The organism is Pseudoalteromonas sp. H71 (assembly GCF_001468485.1).
In the GTDB taxonomy this organism is placed as follows: domain Bacteria; phylum Pseudomonadota; class Gammaproteobacteria; order Enterobacterales; family Alteromonadaceae; genus Pseudoalteromonas.
Genome location: NZ_LODI01000015.1, coordinates 1 through 22,548, shown reverse-complemented (window position 1 = coordinate 22,548; position 22,548 = coordinate 1). Strand labels below are relative to the sequence as shown.

The 22,548-nt window shown below is 40.0% G+C and carries 17 protein-coding genes; 5 read left to right on the top strand and 12 right to left on the bottom strand.

What is annotated here, in order from left to right:
* On the bottom strand, window positions 1–1,884 hold a 1,884-nt coding region (locus tag ATS71_RS09110), incomplete at its 3' end, for a TonB-dependent receptor (protein WP_235591449.1).
* 450 nt (window positions 1,885–2,334) lie between these two features.
* Here ATS71_RS09110 and ATS71_RS09105 point away from each other — a divergent pair.
* Window positions 2,335–3,351: a LacI family DNA-binding transcriptional regulator gene (locus tag ATS71_RS09105; RefSeq protein WP_058404548.1), complete on the top strand. Its 1,017-nt coding sequence runs from the start codon at window positions 2,335–2,337 to the stop codon at window positions 3,349–3,351.
* Between the two features lie 160 nt (window positions 3,352–3,511).
* Here the strand turns inward: ATS71_RS09105 and eat are convergent, their stop codons facing one another.
* The 3 genes from eat to ATS71_RS09090 are packed head-to-tail and all read right to left on the bottom strand — an operon-like array spanning window position 3,512 to window position 7,245.
* The gene (gene eat / locus ATS71_RS09100) at window positions 3,512–4,924 is read right to left on the bottom strand and encodes an ethanolamine permease (protein ID WP_058404547.1); all 1,413 of its coding nucleotides are present in this window, start codon (window positions 4,922–4,924) and stop codon (window positions 3,512–3,514) included.
* Window positions 4,925–4,978: 54 nt separating this feature from the next.
* Window positions 4,979–5,842 carry an ethanolamine ammonia-lyase subunit EutC gene (gene eutC, locus ATS71_RS09095; RefSeq protein WP_058404546.1) on the bottom strand — a complete coding sequence of 288 codons (864 nt, stop codon included), beginning with the start codon at window positions 5,840–5,842 and terminating at the stop codon, window positions 4,979–4,981.
* Window positions 5,842–7,245, bottom strand: a complete 1,404-nt coding sequence (locus ATS71_RS09090; protein WP_058404545.1) for an ethanolamine ammonia-lyase subunit EutB — start codon at window positions 7,243–7,245, stop codon at window positions 5,842–5,844. The genes eutC and ATS71_RS09090 overlap by 1 nt, the downstream gene beginning before the upstream one ends.
* A gap of 215 nt (window positions 7,246–7,460) precedes the next feature.
* Between ATS71_RS09090 and ATS71_RS09085 the strand changes: the two genes are divergently transcribed.
* Both ATS71_RS09085 and ATS71_RS09080 read left to right on the top strand, forming a co-directional pair.
* Complete coding sequence (locus ATS71_RS09085; protein ID WP_058404544.1) at window positions 7,461–8,429, top strand: helix-turn-helix domain-containing protein; 969 nt, start codon at window positions 7,461–7,463, stop codon at window positions 8,427–8,429.
* A gap of 511 nt (window positions 8,430–8,940) precedes the next feature.
* Entirely contained in the window at window positions 8,941–9,504 is a 564-nt protein-coding gene (locus ATS71_RS09080) for a cytochrome b (RefSeq protein ID WP_058404543.1), read from the top strand.
* A 31-nt stretch (window positions 9,505–9,535) separates the two neighbouring features.
* Here ATS71_RS09080 and arfA read toward each other — a convergent pair whose 3' ends face one another.
* The 8 genes from arfA to ATS71_RS09040 form a co-directional block, all read right to left on the bottom strand.
* On the bottom strand, window positions 9,536–9,736 hold the full coding sequence (arfA, locus tag ATS71_RS09075; protein WP_058404542.1) for an alternative ribosome rescue factor ArfA: 201 nt from the start codon (window positions 9,734–9,736) through the stop codon (window positions 9,536–9,538).
* Between the two features lie 236 nt (window positions 9,737–9,972).
* A complete protein-coding gene (locus ATS71_RS09070; RefSeq protein WP_058404541.1) occupies window positions 9,973–12,513 on the bottom strand; it encodes a TonB-dependent receptor plug domain-containing protein in 2,541 nt (846 codons plus the stop codon).
* A gap of 248 nt (window positions 12,514–12,761) precedes the next feature.
* A complete protein-coding gene (locus tag ATS71_RS09065) occupies window positions 12,762–13,673 on the bottom strand; it encodes a sensor histidine kinase (protein WP_058404540.1) in 912 nt (303 codons plus the stop codon).
* A 106-nt stretch (window positions 13,674–13,779) separates the two neighbouring features.
* Window positions 13,780–14,898, bottom strand: coding sequence for an HDOD domain-containing protein (locus tag ATS71_RS09060; protein ID WP_235591448.1), 1,119 nt, complete (start codon window positions 14,896–14,898; stop codon window positions 13,780–13,782).
* Between the two features lie 5 nt (window positions 14,899–14,903).
* Window positions 14,904–16,913: an EAL domain-containing response regulator gene (locus ATS71_RS09055; RefSeq protein ID WP_058404538.1), complete on the bottom strand. Its 2,010-nt coding sequence runs from the start codon at window positions 16,911–16,913 to the stop codon at window positions 14,904–14,906.
* 289 nt (window positions 16,914–17,202) lie between these two features.
* Window positions 17,203–18,486, bottom strand: coding sequence for a PAS domain-containing sensor histidine kinase (locus ATS71_RS09050; RefSeq protein WP_058404537.1), 1,284 nt, complete (start codon window positions 18,484–18,486; stop codon window positions 17,203–17,205).
* Window positions 18,486–19,061: a chemotaxis protein CheX gene (locus ATS71_RS09045; protein ID WP_058404536.1), complete on the bottom strand. Its 576-nt coding sequence runs from the start codon at window positions 19,059–19,061 to the stop codon at window positions 18,486–18,488. The genes ATS71_RS09050 and ATS71_RS09045 overlap by 1 nt, the downstream gene beginning before the upstream one ends.
* A complete protein-coding gene (locus ATS71_RS09040) occupies window positions 19,058–19,423 on the bottom strand; it encodes a response regulator (RefSeq protein ID WP_058404535.1) in 366 nt (121 codons plus the stop codon). Before ATS71_RS09040 ends, ATS71_RS09045 begins: the two co-directional genes overlap by 4 nt.
* Before the next feature lie 243 nt (window positions 19,424–19,666).
* Here ATS71_RS09040 and ATS71_RS09035 point away from each other — a divergent pair, with 243 nt between their 5' ends.
* Together ATS71_RS09035 and hemH are read left to right on the top strand one after the other, a co-directional pair.
* A complete protein-coding gene (locus ATS71_RS09035; protein ID WP_058404534.1) occupies window positions 19,667–21,001 on the top strand; it encodes an HD domain-containing phosphohydrolase in 1,335 nt (444 codons plus the stop codon).
* Window positions 21,002–21,075: 74 nt separating this feature from the next.
* A complete protein-coding gene (hemH, locus tag ATS71_RS09030; protein WP_006793511.1) occupies window positions 21,076–22,095 on the top strand; it encodes a ferrochelatase in 1,020 nt (339 codons plus the stop codon).
* The last annotated feature ends 453 nt before the right edge of the window (window positions 22,096–22,548 follow it).

Here is a 22,548-nt window from a genome sequence, read left to right as displayed (position 1 = left end):
ATCAAAAGCAATGTTAAAGCTTGGTAAAAACTCAGCATAGTCATTATCTTGGCTTACCCAGTTTAAAACGCTTGGCGTTAACCAATCACCATTAATTGTATTTAAGCCCCACGAATCACCTGAAAATTCATAACCATAAGAGGTCTGCTCGGTGCTTACATAACGCATACCTACATTACCTCTGAAACCCTCTCCAGAAAAATCACCTTGTACATACAGCGCTAAAATATCTTCTTCTACTTCCCAAATTTCGGCTAAATTATCGTGAATTGCATAACTGGCAGATATTCCATTTAAACCGTTAAAGGCAATTTCTTCCATTAGTTTACGGTTATGTGAAACTTGCTCAGTAATATTACCAGTCACAGCAGCATCAATACTTGTAGCGCCATTGGCATCTAAGCCACACGTTGCAAGCGTTGGGCAGGTGTCAAAAATGTGATCTAGATAATTGTCTGAATTTGCACCACCGTCGGCAAACGGTGCATGCCAACTATAAGCATGACGCCCTTGAGTTCGCTCTGCTTGGCGATATTTAACACCTGTTTTTATTGCTGTGAATGGGCCAAATTCAACATCGTATGTTAAATCGGCCTGAGCAAAGGTTTCTTCATCGGTAGTCGGTTTTGCCCCGCCCCAAATCCATCCAGCTGCAAAGTTATTACCATCGGCGGCGTTAACACCCACATTTACATTGGGTGTACCCGTTAAGTCGTAATCATAGCCTGAGCCAACAGCAACATATTCCCAAGACGTTTCACGGTAAGTCCCCCCACTCGCTGCGGTTTTACCTAGCTCAAAATTAAGGCTGTAACCGTCGCCTTGGTAGTCAATATCAAGATGTACTTGATCTGTTTCAGTACTTGATACGCGATTAATGTAATTGTAAGCATAATTACCGCCTGCGCTTGATGCTAAAATAGCGCCATTTTTAACTTTAGTCGCATTAGCAATAATTTCAGCGCGGTCGCCAAACGCAAAATTAATTAAGTTAGAATTTTGGTTGTCTACATCCATTTGCGAATCTAGATAATTTAACGTCATTAATAAGTTATCGTTCGGTGCGTATTGGAGGGTTGCAAATAAGGTTTCGCGCTCCCGGCTTTGAATAAATTTAGGTGCACCAATGTTACGAGGTACAATATACTCATCATCGTCGCTTTCAACCCAACCTAGCACTTCAAAACCTTGACGCTCTAAATTACGTTCTTGCTTAACAGCCGATACCATAACACCCAATGTTTCATCGTCATTTTTCCACGAATACATTCCCGCTAACTGTGGGTCTGTTTCGCCAGATGTTTCTGAATACTGCCCTTCTAATGACAAACTAACTGAGTTGGCATCCATATCCAACGGGCGGCGTGTTTTAAGTACAATAGTGCCCCCTATAGAGCCCTCATCAATACTTGCCACAGGTGATTTGTTCACCTCAAGTCCTTTTACAATAACTGACGGTAGCATGGTGTAGTTAAAGCTTCGGTTTGCTTCATCTAAAATAAACCAATCAGCAGTACCTACCGTTTGACCATTTAACAATGTTCGGTTGTATTTTGGGCCAGCACCACGAATACTGATTTTTTCACCTTCACCAAATTCACGGCTAACTGCAACACCAGTAATACGAGACAGTGTTTCAGCAACGTTTTTGTCAGGGAACTTGCCAATGTCTTCAGACGTGATCACGTCTGACACATTTGAAGAAAAGCGTTTTGCATTAAGGTTTTCTTTTAGTGAACTGCGGATCCCTTTAACCTCAATAACTTCCATTTCTTCTTGTGCTAATTGCGCATCTTGTGCAATGGCCGCAGCAGATAAGCTACCAGATAAAATAAGTGCAATTGAACTAGCTAGCATTCCCTTTTTAAACAGTGAATTTGACATTGGTTTCCCCTTATTGGTGTTTCATTTTTTTTAGTGTTCTAGTGTCTGAGTGTCAGTATTTTTTATAAATAAACAACGCGCTACGGTGTCATGTCATTGTGTGCCAAACCACATGACAGCGTTGTCATTACGGAGCGACTTTACACCGTTTTTATTTTCATAGCTACATACGAGCGCAAAAAAGATACAAAATATTTACATAATAAATCATATAAATTACATAATGTGTTGTATTTTATAAATAATAAATTAGTCATTTTTTTATAAAAAATTTCAGGATTTTCATGATCTACGATACCCATTCAATAAATTAACTATCAATCTCAACGGATGTCTTTATAATTTGTTCATTAAAAATGATATCCAATGCGCAGTTATCGCTATTTTAACTGTCGATATTAACTAATGAATTAGTGCCAAAAAAAATAATATTAAAGGTCTATTAAGCTTATGAAAGCAACAATAAACGACGTGGCAAAAGATGCAGGGGTATCGATAAAAACGGTATCGCGAGTAATAAACAACGAAGCGTCTGTGCGTGACAATACGCGTGAAAAAGTCATGGCGTCGGTTGAAAAGCTAAACTACCATCCAAACTTAGCAGCAAGAAGCCTTGCAGGAACAAAAGCTTACAGTATTGCTTATATTTACGATAATCCTAATGCCTATTACATCATAGACATGCAAAGAGGTATTTTAGATGCCTGTAAAAAACAAGGCTTTGAGCTACTCATTCACCCATGCGATGCGAAAGAAACACGAATAATAGATGAAATTACCGACATGGTAAAGCGCACGCGAATTGCAGGTATTTTACTCACACCGCCCTTTTCAGAAATGCCCAATTTTGTAGAAAAACTCACGCAGTTAAATATTAAAGTTGTGCGCATACTATCGGGCCACAGCGCACCAGATACGTTAACACCGTGTATTATGATTGACGATAACTGCGCTTCGAAATCTATTACTGAGCATTTAATTAATAATGGACACACCCGTATTGGTTTTTTAGCAGGTGGTTTAGAGCATAACTCAACTAAAGAACGATTAGAGGGCTATAAAGCAGCTTTAACGCAGCATAATATTGAAATAGACTCGCAGTTGATCATTGCCGGAGAGTACTCGTTTGAGTCAGGTGTTGAAGGGGCTAAAGTATTAATAAATCAAACCAACCGGCCAACCGCTATTGTGTCTTGTAACGATGAAATCGCTGCAGGTGCGCTATTTGCAGCGCGCTTAATGGAAATTGACATACCGAGTCAATTATCAATTACAGGCTTTGAAGATAGCCCGTTTTCGCGCCAAACATGGCCTAAGCTTACCACTGCTCACCAGCCTAACAACCAAATAGCGCAAGATGCTGCTAACTTATTAATTGCGCAAATTCGTAATGGCAACGAACGCGACATTATCAAGCAATATACCCCTGAACTGGTAGTTAGAGATTCAACCGCCCAAATTGACTAATTCAGAAAAAGCAGGCTAAAACACTGTTTATAGCCTGCCTTATCGGTTTATACCAATTCGTTTAATTAACTGATCTATTTTGAGGGTGGTAAAACGTGTTGAACGTTTAGCCCCGCAAAATGATTAAGTATTATTGCAGATTGGTATTCCTTAACCTTTATTACCCCTCGTTTACCGCCATTGCTAAATCAGATTCTGCATCAGCTAACATAGCAAATTCTTCATCAGCCGTTTTAGCCATTAAATGCTTAGAGCTGTAGCCAAAATAATATGCCGCACCCAATGCAAATAAAATTACCGTATATAAAAACGCTCGAGGGTCAAAGGCGTATACACCTGTAAGTGCAACAAGCGATAGTACAAGTGCAATACCCGATGTAACCACACCACCAGGCGTTTTATAAGGGCGAACTAATTCAGGTTGCTTAATACGTAGCATTATATGGCTTAATGCCATTAATGCGTAAGATACCGTTGCACCCACAACCGCCATTGCCAACATTAAATCACCTTCACCACTTAGTGAGGCAATAAAACCAAAAATAGCAGGCACTATTAACGCACGAGCCGGTACTTTACGCTTTGTGGTAATTGACAAAGATTGTGGTAAATAACCCGCTCGTGAAAGGGCAAACACTAAACGGCTATAACCATAAATAATAGAAAAAAACGATGCGACCAACCCCGCTAAGCCTAAAATATTGACCACCGTGGCTAAGCTTGTATTACCCGTGGCGTTCAGCGCATCAACTAAAGGTACTGCACTTGCTCCCATGGCGTTGGCACCAGCAGCACCGGGCACTAACACCACGACTAACAATGCAGTGAACAGTAAAAATACCATTGCTCCAATAATGCCTTTTGGCACATCTTTAGCGGGATTTTTTGCTTCTTCTGCAGCAAGTGGTACACCCTCAACGGCTAAAAATAACCACATAGCAAATGGCAGTGCGGCCCATACGCCATACCAACCTAAGGGTAAAAACTCAGTTGCGCCAGCGGCGTCGCTGACCGCCACATCAAATAAATTAGCTGCGTCAAAATTAGTTACAAGCACAACCGCAGTGGCAACAATAGCAAGCACCGCTAACCCACTTATTACCATCATCACTTTTAGTGCCTCACCTACACCCGCTAAGTGAATGCCCACAAATGCCAAGTAAAACAGCGCATAAACCCACGGGCCATTAAACCCAGTTAATGCTTCTACCGCAGAGCCAATAAATATAACAATAGCGGCGGGTGCAAGAGCATATTCAATTAATACGGCAAGGCCTGTTAAATAGCCACCAGCGGGGCCCATTGCTTGGCGAGCAAAACTGTATCCGCCTCCTGCTGCAGGTATAGCTGCTGACATTTCAGCCAGCGAAAGTACCAATGTTAAATACATAATTGCCATTAGCACTGCTGCAATGGCAAAACCACCCCAACCCGCCTCAGCTATGCCAAAATTCCAACCAGCAAAATCGCCCGATATAACATACGACACCCCTAGACCGGCTAGTAATAACCAGCCTGCGGTACCGCTTTTTAATTGCCTTTTGGCAAGGTATTCTGAATTATTATTCGACATTGTTATCTCCGTTGATGCTTCATTTTTATTGTTTTAATTTTTAATTGCTTACTATTAGCCAATTAAAAAGTGGGTATTAGGTTGCTGATGTTCAATTACATTATCTTGTGTTCGATCTTTTAGGTTAACGCCTGTTAACTTGAGCTTTTTGGCCTCGCGTACTAAATACACAGCACGGCGAGCCGCCTCTTCATAAGACAAACCCGCAGGTCGAATATTTGAAATACAATTTCGGCACGCATCGTTTAACCCTGTTTTTGGCGCCCATGTTAAATAAAGCCCCAAACTATCAGGCGAGCTAAGCCCTGGGCGCTCACCTATTAGCACCATGACTATTTGCGCATTTAATAACTCGCCAATATCGTCGCCAATGGCTACACGTCCTTGTTCTACTAAGGTTATTGGCGCTAGTTTAAGTTGCTGATTTTTGCCCAGTTGTGCCAACAGTTCACTAATAAATGGGTGCGCATTTTTTTGTACTGCTAGTGACGAAAGACCATCGACCACGACAAGAGCCAAATCGTAATTTAAAGGTGTGGTTTGCTTTTGCTCTGCCATAAAATCAAGCAAAATATCTTGGCTTTTTTTACTTAACTTACGCCCTAAATCAGGGCGTTGAAGATAACTTACTCGATCACCCGCTTGGCTATGTAAATGCAAAATAGGAGTGCGGGGAGTTAAAACACCAAGGCTATTTTTCATTTGATTAATATCCAGCGGAAAACTCACTGCATCGCGGGCTTGGGCATGAGATAACTGAAACGCCAGCATTTCTGAAGTCGGTAAACTAATCCCGGCTCTACCAAGGCCAATTCGCGCATCAGTAAAGCGGCGTAAATCACTCCACGGATTATGTACCACCTTGCCATTACTTTTATGATTGGTGTTTACATTTAAAGCTTTAGGGTTATTTGCCATTAGTTCCCTCCTGAAATCGCGTTAAGTGGCTTTACAAACGCCGCAGGTAATGAGTCTGACAAAGTCACATTTTCAGTGCTTTGCATTATTTTCATCTTGCTCAGCCATGCCTCAAATTCAGGTGCGGGTTTTGAACCCAGTACACGGCGTACATACAACGCATCGTGAAACGACGTGGTTTGATAATTCAACATAATGTCGTCAGAACCAGGGATCCCCATTACAAACGAACACCCCGCTACACCTAATAACGTAAGTAAGTTATCCATGTCGTTTTGGTCGGCTTCTGCATGATTGGTGTAGCACACGTCACAACCCATAGGAATACCAAGCAACTTGCCACAAAAGTGGTCTTCCAGACCCGCGCGGGTAATTTCTTTGCCATCAAATAAATACTCTGGGCCAATAAACCCCACAACTGTATTAACAAGTAACGGATTAAACTTTCTTGCCACAGCATATGCTCGTGCTTCACATGTTTGTTGATCAAGCCCATGATGCGCATTTGCTGAAAGCGAGCTACCTTGCCCGGTTTCAAAATACATGACATTGCTGCCCACCGTGCCGCGCTTTAAACTAAGCGCGGCATCTTGCGCTTCAGCGAGCGTATTTAAATTAAAACCAAAGCTTGTGTTTGTTGCCTCTGTGCCCCCTACTGACTGAAAAACCAAATCAACTGGTGCACCAGCTTCAATGCATTCAATCGTATTAGTTACATGAGTCAGCACGCAGCTTTGTGTTGGAATTTCGTATTTTTGTATAACATCATCCATTAGCGTCATTAGCTTAATGGCCTGAGCTACATTATCGGTGGCAGGGTTTATACCTATTACCGCGTCACCATTCCCGTAAAGCAAGCCATCCAACATGCTGGCCGCAATCCCATTAATATCATCGGTTGGGTGATTAGGTTGTAAACGCGTTGATAAATGCCCAGGCAAACCAATCGTATTTCTAAATGCACTGGTTACATGGCATTTTTTAGCAATTAAAATTAAATCCTGATTACGCATTATTTTGCTAACTGCTGCGGCCATCTCAGGGGTTATTGCGGCCCTTACACTGGCTAATACCCCTGGGGTGGCAAAATCACTCAATAACCAATTACGAAAACCTCCAACAGTTAAATGCGCTATTGCCTTAAATGCGTGTGCATCGTGATCGTCTAAAATTAGACGTGTTATTTCGTCGTCTTCGTAAGGAATTAACGCTTCATTTAAAAATGTTTTAAGTGGCACCTCAGCTAATGTCATTTGTGCCACGGCTCGTTCTTGCGCCGACTGCGCAATAACGCCAGCCAACCTATCGCCCGAACGCTGCGCGGTCGCTTTAGCCATCAATTCGGCTAAATCTCTAAATTGGTAGGTTTTTGTACCAAGCGTGTAGCGATACGTTTGCCCCATTCTTTACCTCATCTAACTCTTTCAAACCTTGGTACAGGTTTTGCTGCAGCATTATTTATAGTTATTTGTCATTTAAGTACTAAAAGCTTAATTCGTACCAAAGCACTATCGAATTTTGGCAAATCGGTTTTTTAAATATAATTCAATAATTTAAGGCATTTAACACGCGGTTAAAGTTCCTCAATAAGCAATACAAAATAAAGAGCGAATCCAAAATGGCGCATCAGCATTTATCTAACGCACCACAAAAGAGCAAAGTACATACTCACGATATTGATGAACAAGCAAGTAACCTAATCAATTGGCAACAAAAGTATGATCAGGTCAGCGAGGGTGGCTTTTTTGGTTGTATTGAAGGCGTTGCCCATTCTAATATTCACGTATTTGAAGAGTACACAGAGCGTGCGCTTCGCCAGCAATGTGTTATTGCCGATGACTCTATTTGGTTGGGTATTCCTAAAACATCGTGCGAAAGTAAAATTAATGGCTTAGATGTTCTAAATAACCAATTTATGTGCCGCAGTAGTCACAGCGATTTTGAATTAATAACACCTGAAAAATTTAATATTTATGGGGTAGTGATTAACTGGCAATCAATTGAATGCATGGCGCAACTACACGGTATTAATTTACAAAACATAAATGCCTTCGGCGCAGAGCGACTCACAGTAAATAGCCCAACTCTCAACAGAGCGCGCAGTATTATTAACAGCATGGTTAATCATGGTGCCCATGGCTTAAACGCCAATTTACAACAAGAAATGCTTTACATGCTTGCGCTAAATTTATTAAAAACTGAAAGTCAGCAGCACAACATTGCGCCAAGTTATAAGCATCGCAAAGCCGTGGTAGACAAAGTAAAAGAATATATTAAAGCTGATCCACAGAGCACAGTGACTATTACACAGCTATGCGAACTCACACATGTTAGCAGGCGAACTTTACAGTACAGCTTTGAAAGTATATTAGGTATTAACCCGCTGCGATTTTTACGCTTATCGCGTTTAAATAATGTACGGCGTGAACTTAAATTAGTTGGTCAAACCAAGTCAATTTCAGTCATTGCTGCAAACTGGGGGTTTTGGCATGCAGGGCAATTTGCTAAAGACTATACGCAGCTTTTTGGTGAGAACCCATCAAAAACCATAGCAAATAATTTAAAAGAAAGTGACTTAGATTATTAGATGCTGCGCATCCCGTGTAAGCAACCTCTACGCCTACCGCCAAATTTAACTCAACGGTAAAATTCCCTGTAGACGCGCAGCTTGCTGGCGTGACGAGCGATAGCTCGTAAATAAAGCTAATGCATTCACAAAGAGATTAAGAGGCGCTTCGCTTTTAGAGAAGTAAATAGCATCTTGCGCGAGCAAGCTTCGCGCCTGCAGCTTTCACTTCTCATTTACTCCTCATTCTCTTCTCTTTGTGCATTTTTATTGAAGATCAATAAGTCAAAAATAGGGTTTTAAGTGCTTTGCAACACCTAATAATTTAAGTAATTAGATGCTCCGCATCTCGCGTGAGCAGGCTCTTCGCCTACCGCCAAACTTATCACCGAGTAAATTATTTTGTATTTGCCAATTTCGTTAACCCTACTTTGACCCTCTATAATTTAAGCTAACTGCATCAATGTAGCTTGTTCAACTGTATAACTACATATTCAAAACTTTTTAAGTATTAACGTTAGGAATAAACTGTATGAAACTTATAAAAGATACACCTCTCACGCTGAGCAAAACCACAATCAGCCTACATTGGATTGTAGCGGTGCTTATTATTGGGTTATTAGGCTCAGGGCTGTACATGGAAAACTTTAAAGCGTTTTTTCTAATGAGCTGGCATAAATCGTTTGGGGTATTACTCTTTGCTTTTGCTTTATTAAGAGTAACGTGGCGCATTATAAATGGCTGGCCAAAACACACTAATACCCATCCACAGTATGAAATGATACTCGCTAAAGTTATTCACTACGTATTGATAATTAGCATGTTACTAATGCCAATTTCAGGATTAATAACCTCTGGTATGGGCGGGCATGGCGTAGACTTATTTGGGCTAGAAATTATTCCGCATAATCCTAACCCAGAAAACCCACAAAAAAGCATGCCATTTAGCGAAAGCTGGTCAGATTTAGGTAAAACCGTTCACGGTATTACAGCAAATGCGCTTCTTATCGCGTTAGGTTTACATATTGTGGGCGCCTTAAAGCACCATATTATTGATAAAGACAACACACTTACACGTATGTTTGGCAAAAAGTAGGCACTTAAAAGTCTTATTTGATCGGTGCTATTTAAGCCGCGATTAAATAAGACTCTCGTCCTACGTGTTTGCTGCTGCGTTTAAACGAGCCTTTCCCTTTTTTAGCTTTTACCACTTGTGGTTTAAACACTTTAGAGGTTACTAAAGCCGCCAGCGCATTATGATTAATAACACCACGACCGGTGTCTACTGCGCTTTTATTTACCGATTTGTTATTCGATTTTTTAGCCATTTGATTTCCTATAGATTGAGTACTCACTAACAACAGTAAGTCCTTAAATAAGTGGCGATTGTATGCCTAATTTTCAACCTTGCAAGTATTTTTATCATTACACAACGCTATTTTTTCATAATAAATAGGCATAAAAAAAGCGCAGTAAATAACTGCGCTTAGTAAAGAACCTGAACGCTGGATAATAAATCTATCTCTAGCCAGAGCTCAGGTTAAATAGTTTTTAGCTCAAATAATTAAAATTCAAAGCTTACTTTTGCGTAGTAAGTACGCCCGTCAAAACCATAAGGCAATGCACGTACAGGGTATTTAAACGCACCATTGGTGATAAAGTTTAGCACTTCATCATCACCTAACTCATCAGGTGTTTCATCAAATACGTTGTCGGCACCAACCGAAAGCGTAAACATCTCATTAATGTCATAACTTACGTTCACATCAACCAATACAGCAGCTTCAACAGTACTTGTTGGTTTAAACGAGCCCGTTGGCGAAAGCTCACCGGGTAATGAAATGTGGTCGTTACCAAAATACTTTACATCGGTCTCGCCAAAGTAATTAAAACGAAGCGTAGAAGTATAAGCTTCACGCTCATAATCAAATGTCAGTGTTGCACGTTCACTTGGCTGCCCATCAGTAAAAAAGCTACGTTGTAAGTCATCAAAGGCAACCGCTTCTGGAATGCCTTCTTCAGCATTAACGTTATCAATTTTAGTGTCGTTCAAATTACCAGCGAAAGTAACACCTAAATTAGCGCCGTCGATTTCAGTACGGTATGAAGCAATAATATCAACACCTTGCGTAGTAGAATCAACGGAATTTGAGAAGTAATTGGCTTGTACTGCACCGGTTGCTTGCAGTGCAGCAAGCGCGTCTGGACTAAACGAGACGTCGTCGGCCGACAGCAAACTACCTAGTGTTATACGGTCTTTAATTTCTACACGGTAAAAATCAACAGTAAGCGAAAGCTCACTACTTACATCGTAAACAAAACCCGCACTGTAGTTAGTTGAAGTTTCAAGCTTTAACGTATCTACACCTAATGCACTTGGGAATGCCGTACCAGTGTTGGCAGTAAATGACTGGGTTAACGAACCGTCAGAACCTAGGTTCGTTGTAAACGCAGTATAACCACTTTGTTGTAATGAAGGCGCTCTGAAGCCAGTTGATACCGCACCACGAACAGCAAAGTCATTATTAAACTCATAACGCGTTGCTAGTTTACCTATTAAATCGTCACCCGCATCTGAAAAGTCTTCAAAGCGCAGTGCACCACTGACATTCCATGCATCTGTGATCATTGTTTCTACATCAACAAATACGGCATAACTATTACGATCGCTCTCGTTTGCCGCTTCTGGGCGAAGGCCGTTGTAAGCCTGGAAACCACACTGCGCAAATTGGTTTTCATCATTAACTGAAGGGTATGAAGTGTCAGTATTAGCTAAGCCACAGGCATACGACGCTTGGCTGCCCGGGACTATTTCGTAGTTTTCTTTTCGGTACTCAGCGCCAATAGTTACGTATAATGGTTCACTGCGACCAATATCTACAATACCGTTAAAATCAGCATTAAATGTAGTTTGATCAAATCTAAATCCACCTGAATAACCACCTGTTGGGCCTGCATTGGCTGCAATATCAGCATCGCTTGCATCAGGGTTATTAAATAAGTACTCAGCTGCGTATGACGCATTTAAGGTATTACGCGAGGTAAAGTCGTATTCGTTTTCACCATATACAGCCGACACATCGTAAGTCCAATCTGGGTTTATGTCGCCTTTAAACCCTATTGCAAATGAAAGGTCTTGTGCTTCATTGTATATACGCGGTAAAAAACCATCACTATAAACTTGAGTCACGTTTTTAGACGCTTCATTAAAGTTACGATAAAAACCATTACCTAACGCGCTTCGCTCTGAGTAACCACCAAACGAGTAAAGTTCGCTATCGCCAACAGGCAGTGCCATATTATAAAACAGCGATGTGAATTCGCTATCCGCGTTACCCTGTCCCCAACGAACATCCTCTGAAAGCGTTCCAGGTTCTACATTTAATGACCCCCCTGTATCGCGCTCTGCACGGTTAGTCCCGTCGGCATCTCGATACTCCAGTGATAAATTAATAAAACCGCCTTCACTACCTAACTCAAAACCACGGTTTAAGCCTGCAGTAACCGTATCGCCATCGCCTTCGCTTGTGCCGCCATACTGAACAAAGCCCGTTGTTACACCTGTTGAATTATTAAGTGATAAATTGATTACACCCGCTATTGCATCAGAGCCATATTTTGCCGCTGCGCCATCACGAAGTACTTCAACACCTTTAAGCGCAGTTAACGGAATTGCGTTCATATCGGTACCCGCAGCACCTGCCCCCACAGTACCATTCAGGCCAAAAATAGATTGATTATGACGGCGCTTGCCATTAACCAGTACAAGTGTTTGATCGGGCTGTAAACCACGCAAGGTCGCGGGTCTAAATAAATCAGAACCATCAGAGACCTGCGTACGCGAAAAATTAAATGAAGGGGCTGTTGCTTGTAAGCTTTGGCCAAGCTCAGTATAACCGCCTTTATTTAAATCATCCGAGTCTATTAAATCTATTGGCGAAGATGACTCGGTTGATGTGCGATTTGAGACTCGTGAGCCTAAAACAGATATTTGCTCAATATTTTTGACAGCTTGAACGGGAGCTTCTTGTGCATTTACAACGCCTGGTGCGCATACTGCAAACGCAACTGACACTGCAAGTGTATTTAAACGATATGTTGACATAGTGACGACCCTGTTTATGTGTGTTCTTATAATTTATATAGCGATTGTGTATCGCCAATGAGGAACATCCTAGCAACATATACAAGCAAAAAGAAATGAAAAAATTTAAATTTATGACCTAAGTATGCAAATTAAATTCAACTAAAGAAAAAACAACCTCAGAACGGTTAAAATTAAAGCAAATAAAGAATTGAAATTATAAAACAAGTAATTAACACCTTATTTACAAAGGGTATTTATATGCAAAGTTATGCTTTTAAGGGAAATAAGCATGAAATGGATGTACCTGTCTCTAAAATACTATTAACGTGCACCTTTCCTGCGTGTTCTTGCATAATTGATTGCACAAGCGTGAGCCCCATACCAGTATTTTTACCCACCTCTTTAGTTGTGAAAAAAGGGTCAAACATCTGCTCTTGAACCTGGTTTGACATACCACAGCCATTATCTTTTATTTCAACACAAATATAATTATCTTTTTCAAAAATACTCACATCAACAATGCACCCTTTAGTGTCGTTATGCTCGCATGCATCTCTGGCATTAAGGAGTAGATTAACAAATAGCTGATTAGTTGATGCTAAATTGCAATATATCGGGGGGGTATTTTCAAAGTGAGTATTAACTGCACATAATTTAAGCTGGCTTTCGAGTAAACGCAGTATGTTGTTAGCAACATCAGCCATGTTAACAAGTTGCATTGCGTGGTGCTCATTAGAGTCCATAAAGTTTAGCAAGTTTTGAACACAATAATTAACCTGCTTTAGGGTGCTGGCACTTTCTTTTATTCTTGGTGACAAATCATTACTGATCCAAGCAAATGGGTGTTGTAAATTAAGCAAATCAAGCTCGTGTTTAAACTGGCTTTCTTTTAACTCACCGTTTAAGTATTGCTCACTTATATTTAATACTGAGGTGATAATTTGGCTCGAATAATTAAAGCTATCAACAGTACCAATAGCTTTCAGTAAAGGCGTGTTTATTTCTGAAGCTGCATCAACGCTCAAAGTACCTAAAGTCGCCATTTTAGTACTCTGCACTAACATTTTTTTATAACGCGCTAGTTCGGCTTCTTTTTCGTTGATTTGCTTTTCGAGCTGTTTACGTTTTGCTTGCTCGTCTATAAGTGCACTCTCTAAATTACTTTCTACTTCATTCATGCCAGAATCCCTATAGCTATTGCTTTAATATTTAGTTCGCAAATTCTAAACACGCAACCTAAGTAGCTTTATTAATGAAAACAAAAGTAATGACCGCTTTGATTTATCACCAATCAAAAGTGCCAATTGCTTCATAAATTGATGAGTCAACCTCATGCTGTTGGCAAAAAGTAATTAAAGCTTCGTTCGACTCTTTATAAAAAAGCTTTTGCTGAACAATAAACAATACATTACCTAACTTGTTATCAGACGCTTGTAGCTCGCTAGAGTTTATAATTAATGAACACACTTGAGAGCTATAACCCCAAAGTTTCATCACATAAGCAGAAATGTGTAAATAAGAAATGCAGTGTTCAGGTAACGGTTCTTCTGCACTTAAATCACTTTTCTCTTCCCCTTCAAGCTTTATTAATTTGCCAACAAAACTTAACAGTGCAACAGAAAAAAGCAGCGCCTGTTCTTTTTGGCTCATTTTTATATGTTGTGCAAATTTTTTAACACAGCTCGCGTAATGTGTAGCTTGAGATAAATGTTGTTCATGCTCACTAGCAGATAAACATGATTGGCTGTTTTGAGCTATTAATAACGATGCACTAATTGATAATAATATAGTTGTTCCAAGGCGAGACACCGCTTCTTCAATTGAACTCGTTTCACTCGTAAACCCTAAATAAGCCGAGTTAGCAAGTTGTAGTAATTTAGCTACAATAATTGGCTCTTTAGCTACCACTTCAGCAACGTTAGCCAAGTCGTAATCGCAACTGTTTATTAGGTTGTTAAGCTCTTTAAGTAGTAAAGGGTAAACAGGAAAGCTAGGCATTGAGCCTAACTTGCGTCTCATCGTATCTGAAAATGGCAACGCCTTTAAATCGGCAACATTTTCAAATAACAAGATTAAATTATCTTTACTAAATGGTTTTGCAAGGTACATATGCACAACGTTACTTTGCCGCATTTTTGAAGTTAACGATAAATCGCCTGTCAGCAGCGCCCTAACCGGGTAAGGGTTTTCAGTCAAGCAGCGCTCTAACACATCAAGCCCATTAATATGCGGCATTAAATAATCGCTTATGACTAAATCAATGGTTTTATTTTTATTAAGGATCGACCAAAACTCATTTAATTCAGTAACCGTAATTACGTCTGCAACAGGGTAAATTCGATTAATTGTTCTTTGTAGAGCCTTTAAAATAAAACGCTCGTCGTCAAATAAAACGATGGTCATTGTGTTCATTGAGTATCGCACTTATTTTTAATCGTTAAATAGCGACAAAACTCATCAGCATGCAAAGGTTTAGAAAAGTAAAAGCCTTGTATATAATCACAGCCCAGCTTTCCAACTAACTTACACTCGTGCACAGTTTCAACACCTTCTGCAATGACTTTAAGGTTTAAATCATGCGACATGCGCACAATGTTTCTGATCATGCTTTGCATTTCAAGTGATGAGTCCAAACCACTAATAAGCTCTTTATCTAATTTAATCGCATCAATAGATAACTTAGAAAGATACGCAAGCGATGAATAACCAATGCCAAAATCGTCAATTTGCACTTCAAAACCCAAGTCGCGGAGCCTTGTTATTTGTAGCTGACATTCGTGTAAATCATCCATTAAATACGTCTCTGTAAGTTCAAACTGAATACTCGATGCACTCAGGCCATTTTCTTTTAGGCGCGCTAGCATAAAATCAATCCACTGCGGATCTTCTTTTATTTGCCGAGCTGATAAATTAATAGCTAATTTCCCAACCTCTATTTTTTGCTCTTGCCAAGTTTTAAGCTGATTAAAACTTTGAGAAATGACAAATCGGCTAATAGCAATAATTTGGCCATCGCATTCTGAAATAGGTATAAATAAACCAGGAGACACCCACCCATACTTTGTTGGTTCGTACCAACGAATAAGCACTTCGGCGCCACTTACTTTATTTGTTTTTAAATCTATTTTAGGCTGAAAACACAAACTAAATTCTTCATTATCAATCGCTTTAAATAATAACCGGCTTAACTCAAAGTTTTTTCGGTAGTCATTCACAAGCTCTGCATCAAAGCGGGTAAAAAATCGTTGCTGTTTTTTAGCCAAGTAGTTCATATTCAAACTAAGGTGGTTAACTAACTCTTTGCCCGTTAAAACATCGTCAGGAAAAATGCCGTACACGCCATAAAGCTCTAAACTCATTCCTTTGTAACGTTGGGGGATAGCATCGGTAAATAAGGTCATTGTTTTATTAAGTGCGGCAAGTAATGTGGCATCGTTACTTGCGTGAGGCACAGATAACATAAACTGGTTAGAGTGCTTTTGACACATTCTTACCTTTTCACCAAGGGTATTGTGCAGTACTTTTGCAAGCAAATGTGTAAATTCGTAAGCGCTTTGGTAATCTAATAAATCAGCTATAAGTTCAAATTTAGCAATACCGATAAAAATAACCGTGTAACTGGTATTTTCACTTTCATAATCATTTAGCTGTTGATAAAAAGCGGGCTCTTTAATAAGAAACTCGCCAAAGCTTTCTATTAAAATTTTGTTACTCGATTTACTCGGGTTAACCGACAGCTTCAGTAACTGACAAAAATCATCAGACCAATATCGCTCCAAAATAAACTCGTATTCTTTGTCGCTATCGGGACATTTACGAGCAATAAATAGCATGTCGGTTTTGTTATTTAAAAAAGCCGTTAAGTCAGTTTTGTTTTGCTGTGAATCTATACTGGTTATGTAATCATCAACATAGCTGTATAACCCAGGGAAAATAGTCTGGGCGGGGGCATTAAAGCGAGTTATTTTACCTTGGTCATTTATTTCAATAAGTGCCGTTACGCTCCCAAGGAGTAGTTGATCACGCTCGTGCTGTGCAATGCGTCTGCAATAAAGCTTTTGTGCTTGTTTAATTGTGTCAACCAGCTCGTTTTCGTCCCATGGCTTTTGTAAAAACTTAATCGCAAGCCCTTGATTAAGAAGCTCAACAACCGAATTAAAATCGGCATGACCACTAAGCACTATGTTTATTATATCTGGCCAATGTTTTTTGGTTTCTCTGAGTAAGTCGGCCCCTGTCATATTAGGCATTCTGTAATCGGTAACAATCACTGATACATCATGCACTTTTAAGTAAGCCAATGCTTCTGGGCCACTAGCCGCTAACGCTACTTTTTTAAAGCCGGCACGCTTTAGCACGCGCTTTAAAGACCGTAATACATTTTCTTCATCATCAACCAAAAGGATACTAGGTTCCACTATTGGCTCCCATTGTTATTTAATCCTAAATAAAGATTAAAACGGCTAATACGACAGCGCATAATGCACCTATCGTCATTTAAACTGATATGGCTATAGTTAACATGTTTTAGCTCATAGCCCCATTGTAAAAATAGCGCCTGCTATTTATTACTCAAAAAACAATCCTAAAAAACCACACAGCGCAACAAAAAGCAATACAATACAACTAGGAATAGACTAACTTATATTAATAACTACAATACGTATAGGGTCTTAATGTACACGGCTAAAATTGCCATTAAATAGATTAATTTAAAGGCGCTTTAAAAGTGTTAAATACAAACGTAAAGCAAGTGCCTTCCCCCTCTTTGCTCAACACGTCTATACCAGCCTCATGCTCTTCAATAATTGTATACACCTCAGACAAACCTAACCCCGTTCCTTGTCCAATTTCTTTAGTTGTAAAAAACGGATCAAAAATGCGTTCCAAGTCAGACTCAGCAATACCGGCACCAGTATCTTTAATTAATAATGTTATTTTGTCGCCATTTTTCTTGCAGTCAATGGTAAGCGTTCCTCCAGAGCTCATTGCCTGCAGCGAATTTAAAATCACATTAAATAAAAGCTGCCTTATTTTTCCAGCTTTACCATCTATAAATACCGGCTCCTGGGGTAAGTCTTTTTCAACCTGCACTTTATAATTAAGCTCATTTTTAAGCACAACTAACGTAGATTCAATTTCGGCGTATAGGTCTACTTCTGCCCAGCCTTCTTCATCGTTTAGTGCAAAATCTCGTAAACTATTCACAATTTTTTTAACTCGCTCAGCACCATTTAGCGACTCATCAAGTAACTCTGGTAAATCTTCTACAATAAAGTCAACACCGTGACGTTCGTATACATCCTCGAGTAATTTTATAAATCTTTCTTCTGCTTGTTTTACAATGATTTTTTTTTGTGTCTGCGTTGTTTTTATCAGCTTTAACGCATAATCCTTTAGCGTTTCTAGGTTTGAGCTTACAAACCCTATTGGGTTATTTATTTCGTGTGCAACCCCTGCAGCTAATTGACCTATAGACGCCATTTTTTCTGACTGGAGCATTTGCTTTTGCGCTACTTTTAACTCTTGATGCAGTGCTTTTAATTGTTGATGCTCTTCTTCAAGTACATTTTTTAAGTCAGATTGCTGAATAAAATAACTGGCTTCTGCAGTCACATCGGTCACAAAAATGCTGACATGCGTAACCTCGGCATTATCGTTCGAAAGCGGCATAAACTGCACATTTTGGTACATTTGCGACTCGTCTCCTGTAATAGGGCGACTACTGCGCATAGGAAATACATGGGGGCGTTGTTGCCAATAACTAAAGCTAGGATTTTTTAAAATAAGTACACTGTCAATTTTACGTTTTAAAAAACGTGCTTGCTCTTCAAATACGCTTAATAAGTGCTGACCAACTAGGTCGGGCTGGCGAATAGTTAAACCACCTAAAAATGTAGGGTTAGCGAATGTGATGGTCATATCTTGGTTTATAATGCATGCACCAATAGGAAGCTGTTCAATGACCCGCTCAAACTCACTTTTCTCCATTAATCCTCCAATAAAGCTTTTATGGGTATTAACAGTTGTTCAATTGAGCCTTCGCTTAAGCCAATGAGTATGCGCGCATCAAATTGCATTTGTTCTATAAAAAACTCTACTTCTATAATTAAAATAGACGACCACTCGTTGCTATGCACCGATTGTAATGGGTAATAAAACGCAGGCATATTCAATTGCGTCGATAACTCAAGCTGGCTTGTAAATCCCTGCAAGCAAGCAGCAGATAAAATATTGGTAACTTCTAAAACAAGCTCTTCTGTAGCGGCATCATCAAGTGGTAAATCAAAGTCCATAACCTCTGCTAACGCATTACAGCCATCTTTATGCATGCTCATTATCACTTCGCCACGAATGGTGCCCGTGAAAGACTGCCGTGCAAACCAATTATCAGAGAGGCTATTAATCATCCCCTGAAAGTCTTCAGGAGACATTGCTTGAATAGCAGGAATAGACAACGACACCTTAGTTTGAATAAGGCGTGCAAGTGCATCGGCCGCCTGCCCCATAGAAATGTTCATTATTTCTTGAAGCGCATCGCGCTCATCTTCATTTATTTCAATCATAACAAACCAACATCCAGCAAGGTTTCGCGTAATTGATCAGCCTTTAAAGGCTTTTGTAAAAACCTAAAAGCGCCCATTGAGCTAACAAGCGCCTGTGCTGCTGGTTGAATATCAGCACTAATTACTATCACTATGGTTTTTTGGTGTTCCTGCTGTAGCTCTTTTAATACTTCAAAACCATCCATTTGTGGCATTTGTAAGTCTAAAAAAAGTACCTCTGCTAACCCAGTATGCACAGCTTCTAATGCCTCTACGCCATTTTTAGCTTCATGAATAGTTATATCCCAATCTTCAGGGAGTGCGCGTTTAATTGTTTTTCTTGAAAGTGCTGAGTCATCAGCTATCGTAACCGGTATTGGCATACAGTCCTCACTATACAATATTAGTACGTAACCCTCTGTTTTAGAGTAGAAGTAATTAGTGATTTCTGCAAAAAATTATCCTACAAATTAGCCTTTCATGCTGAGTTTTTGTTATTTTTCAAAGGCCTTAAATTCACGCATTAGTAAAATACATCATAATTATTAAAATCTATCAATTCAGTTGTTTATACGCCCAGGTTAGACTAAATTTAACTATATATCAGAATTGGCTGGCCTTATTTAATGCAAAAAACCTCTGAACTAGAAGAATTTAACAATCGACCTGCGCATATTTTATGCCTAGATGACGAAGCAAGTGTTTTAAAGTCACTTGTACGATTGTTGCGCATGAACAAATTTAATGTGGTTGTATCGACAGACGGGCACGACGCGCTTCAAAAAATGTCAGCCACACAGTTTGACGTGGTTATAAGTGATATGCGTATGCCAAAAATGAGTGGCGCAGAATTTTTAGCAAAGGCAAAAAAGCTAGCTCCTGATACTCAACGTATTTTATTAACGGGTTTCTCTGATTTAGAGTCAACGGTCAGTGCTGTCAATGATGGGGGGATCAACGCCTATATTCAAAAGCCTTGGCAAAACGATCACTTAATCAGCGTTATAAAATCAGCCGTAGAAAAGTTTCGTTTAAAAAAACACAACGAGTTACTGCAAGCCCATGTCAAAAAACAAAATGCGCAGTTAACCGAACTGAATCAGTCGTTAGAACTCAGAGTAGAAAAACGCACAAAACAAATAAAACAAGTTCTCAGGCAGCTTGAAAAAGCCAATGAGCGAGAAAAAAACGAGCATAAGTCTACCGTAGAGCTACTCTATAATTTTATTAACGCTAACCCCTATCTCGACGGTAATAAAGCGCAAAACATTGCCAATACCTGTACTCATATAGCCTTGTATTTAAATGCATCACAAAAAAGTATAGAGCTTGCTCCAACGGCTGGTTATCTAGCGCAAATTGGGCTACTTGCAATGGACCCCGATCTTTATAAAAAGCCAGTGAACAAACTTACCGAAGCACAACGCAAAGCCTTTTACACTCACCCCAGCACCGCGCAACTAATGCTTATGCCTGCACTGCATTTACACGACGTGTCTGACGCTATTTACTATCAATTTGAACGCTATAACGGCAACGGGTTACCCAAAGGGCTTTCGGGTAACGAAATACCCATTGGCGCCATGGTACTTAGTGTTGCACGTGATTACTGGGACGCATATGAGCAAAGTGTGGGCGATAACGAAGCTGAGCACCACCAGCACGCGCTCGACACTATAAAGCTATACAGCGGTACATTTTATCACCCTAAAATTGTGCGAGCACTTGAAGCCAGCCACAATAAGATGAAAGAAAAGAAAAGCACAGCAGGCTCAGTTAATATTTGCAACGCACAAGAGCTCAAAGAGAACATGGTACTGGGCAATACGCTTCAGAGCCATACCGGCATTATGTTACTACCAAAAGGCCATGTATTTAGCCGTAAATCAATTGAAAAATTACAACAACTTGAAGCTAAAAAACCAACCCCCTTTAGAATTATGATTAAAAGCGCTAAATGATTGATCTAAAGCAGGCTTTTTTTCGTTACAATAAGCCTAAAATATCAATATAACTTTGCTTGAAGGAGCACAACGTGTCGCGATTTTCTGCCGTAACCGACAATCCCCACGACGGGCGTTTTAATCAAAAAACGGGAATACTACTTACTAATTTAGGGAGCCCAGATGCTCCAACGGCCGCGGCACTTCGTATTTACTTACGCGAGTTTTTGTCTGACCCACGTATAGTCGAAATACCGCGCCTTGTATGGATGATCATACTACATGGCATCATTTTACGAGTACGCCCAAAACGTTCAGCAAAGCTATACAAAAGCATTTGGACAGAAAACGGGTCGCCCCTCACACACATTACGCGTCAACAAAGCGAAAAGCTCAACACATTATTAAAGCAAAAAGGCTACACAAACACCGAAGTTGTTATGGCTATGCGTTATGGCAATCCTTCAATAGAAGCAGGCCTTGAGGAGCTAAGAGACAAAGGCCTTACGCGCATTATTATCATGCCAATGTACCCACAATATTCAAGTCCAACAACGGGTTCTACATTTGACGCCGTATCAAGCGTACTACGCAAATGGCGCTGGGTTCCTGAGCTTCATTTTATAAATGGCTATCATAAAAACACCACGTATATTGAGTCATTGGCTAACAGCATAAGTGAAGACCTAGCAGCCAATGGCATGCCGCAAAAAATAGTGTTTTCATACCATGGTATGCCAAAGCTATTTTTAGACAATGGCGATCCGTACCATTGCCTGTGTTTACAAACAACACGACTTGTTGTTGAAAAACTTGGCCTTGATAAAGATAACGTTATTAGCACTTTCCAAAGCCGATTTGGTAAAGCTGAATGGTTAAAGCCTTACACCGATGCTACGCTTGAAAGCCTGCCAGCTGAGGGAATTAAAGACGTTGCAATTATAAGCCCAGCGTTCAGCGCCGATTGCCTCGAAACTCTTGAAGAGTTAGAAGGTGAAAACCGTGAGATTTTTGAAGAAGCCGGCGGCGAAAAATACCGATACATCCCTGCTTTAAACGACAGAGACGACCACATTGAAGCCATATTTGATGTGTTAAAACCGATGTTGTAATCAGCTCAATATAATAAACAAGGCGTTAATATTAACGCCTTTTTTTATGCCCACTCTTCACCAAGAGGTTAAGAGACGCTGCGCTTTTGGAGTTAGTGAAAAAGCCCATCATTTACAATGCCATGGCTGAATTTACCTATAGACGTGCTTTGCTTTTGTTTAAAAATGCCTTGAAGGGTTATAAAAGTAACTAACTTACCACCGAGAGGTGAAGGAGAAAACCAGGAGAAGCAACAAAACCAATCTTTTTAACTCTGTGTAGCGGTGTTTTTCAAGTTAGTTGTCGCATCAAGTTAAATTTTATGCCGCCCGCACTTCTTCTTTTTTCTCTGGATTCAAATTTACTTCCTTGATCATCGTCCAATCTCTAGACTTTCCTGACCAACGACTTGGATTCTGTAATTTCGCCATTTCATTAACCCGATGGCGCTTCGCTAGGATCGCTTTATCTAA